The organism is Xylanibacter sp. (assembly GCF_057607445.1).
In genome coordinates, this window is sequence record NZ_DBLZAX010000040.1 from 1 (window position 1) to 2,274 (window position 2,274).

The 2,274-nt window shown below is 48.0% G+C and carries 2 protein-coding genes; both read left to right on the forward strand.

Annotated features, from left to right (window positions below; translation table 11 throughout):
* The first annotated feature begins 49 nt into the window (after positions 1 to 49).
* Positions 50 to 559, forward strand: a complete 510-nt coding sequence (gene tnpB, locus ACZMIG_RS14655; protein WP_008671451.1) for an IS66 family insertion sequence element accessory protein TnpB — start codon at positions 50 to 52, stop codon at positions 557 to 559.
* A gap of 68 nt (positions 560 to 627) precedes the next feature.
* The gene (locus tag ACZMIG_RS14660) at positions 628 to 2,241 is read left to right on the forward strand and encodes an IS66-like element ISBvu4 family transposase (protein WP_011964728.1); all 1,614 of its coding nucleotides are present in this window, start codon (positions 628 to 630) and stop codon (positions 2,239 to 2,241) included.
* Positions 2,242 to 2,274 lie beyond the last annotated feature (33 nt).

Consider the following 2,274-nt stretch of genomic DNA (forward strand, 5'->3'; position numbering starts at 1 on the left):
CCCTCTTTTCCTTCCTACCTTTGTGGCTTCATTATAATCTTAATCCATTATGTGTTCAGTATTAGAATTTTCTAGCGAAAGTGATAAACTACGTACTCTCTTTTCCGAGTCTAACCATTTTGATTCTGTTCTTTTCATATTTGATGGCGGCCGTCGTTATAAAGTTTCGTCTTCCAGCCTTGGTATCCATTCCCCTCAGGACCTACTTCTCCCTTTAGGTCTTGGCCTTTTCCGCAGCAGTCCTTTTTGGTCTTATTACCTTTATCCCCAAGGTTGTAATTTCCATAAAGGTATTGACGGTCTTTGTGGCGAGGTCATCCGACACACAGGTTCCTGCGTGTCAGAGCAGAGCTGTCATATTTTTCCCGACCGCTCCCGTAGCAGGTTGCATATCCTTTATCGGTGCGACGACGAATACCGTCTGGAATGCCGTCGTCTGAATCGCGGTTCTTTCCTCTTGAAAAAGGAGGAACGGAAGAAGGATTTTCTTCAAATTTCCTGGAATCGCCTGAATGAGCTGCTTACTGTTAAAAAGTATCGGAAAACAGTTGAAAAGTAATTCCCCATTCTATAAGCCGTGCAGTTTTATTTTGATAACTTTGCCACATAATAAAAAGTGGATGTACAGTGAAAGAACCGGTTATTACCCTTACTTTGGAAGAGTACGAAGAGTTGCGCAAGGAACATGAATGCCTTGAAAAGGAGCATGCGGAACTTCAGAGAAAATACGAAGCCTCTTTGCAGGAGTATTCCCGCCAGGTCGAAGAAATCTCGGCCTGTACAGCCGTCATTGCCGATCTGAGATGGAAATTGGCTGACTTGACACGCCGTTTATGGGGTAAATCCAGTGAAAAACGTCATCTTCCCGAAGATGCCGGCCAGCTGAGCATCTGTTTCGAGTCTCCGTCCGATGTCAATGACCCGGTAGCGGAAGAACAGAAAACCGCTGGGAAATCCGTCACATCGGAGAATGGCTACAATCGTTTCCGTAAAAGCTTCACGAAAAAGATCACTCCCCACGCCCGTAAGCCCATCGACCCGTCCCTTCCCCGTGAGGAGATTATCATTCCCATGCCGGAAGGCCTTTCGTTGGAGGGAGCGACGAAGCTGGGAGAGGAAGTGAGCGAACAGTATGCTGTCAGCCCCGCCCGATTCTATGTGAAACGCATCATCCGTCCTAAATACCGGCTCGCCGACGGTCGTATCATAACCGCTCCCATGCCCGTAATGGCACATCCCCACAGCAATGCCTCGGAAAGTGTACTGGCCCACATTGCTACCGCCAAATATTACGACCACCTGCCTCTGCACAGACAGCTGGATATCTTTGAGCGTGAAGGAATCCATCTGAGTCCTTCCACCGTAAGTAACTGGATGATGGCTGCCGCACAGCGTCTGGAACCAATCTATAATGAACTTCGTGAACTGGTCAAGGACAGCTATTACGTCATGGCCGATGAGACACCCCATCCCGTACTTGAAAGCGACCGGCCCGGTGCTCTTCACCGCGGGTATATGTGGAACTTCTATCTGCCCCGGTTCCATACCCCCTTCTTTGAATATCACAAGGGCCGTGGCAGCAGCGGAATAGACACACTGCTGGCAGGACAGGTCCGGGTGGTACAGAGTGACGGCTTTGCAGTATATGACAAGTTCGACACGCTACCCGGAAAGTTGCATCTGTGCTGCTGGGCACACGTCAGGCGCAACTTTGTGGAAGCGGAAGGAAATGACCCTCCCAGAGCAAGGCATGCACTTGGAAAAATAGGCGGACTGTATGCCGTGGAGGAGAAAATCAGAATGGAACATCTGGAAGGGGAGGCGGTGGTAAAGCTTCGCCGGGAAAAATCGTACCCTATTATCAAAGAACTGGAAAAATGGTGCAAGGAGGAATATGGACATACGGTCGATAAATCGCCTATTGCCAAGGCCATGTTCTATATGTACACACGCTTTGAACAACTGTCCGGATATGTCAATGACGCACAGTTCTGCATTGACAATAATCCGGTGGAGCGTTCTATAAGGCCGTTGACTTTAAACAGAAAAAATACGCTCTTCTCCGGATCACATGAGGCAGCACATGCAGCGGCAATTTTCTTTTCACTGATGGGATGCTGTAGGGAAAATAAGGTGAACCCAAAACTATGGATGCAGGACGTGCTGATTAGGGTACAGGAGAAAGAAAGAGAAGAGAAAAACGATTACACCGATTTACTGCCATTTAATTGGAAAGGATAAACAGGAAAGCTATAATAAAGTCAAAAGCCAGAC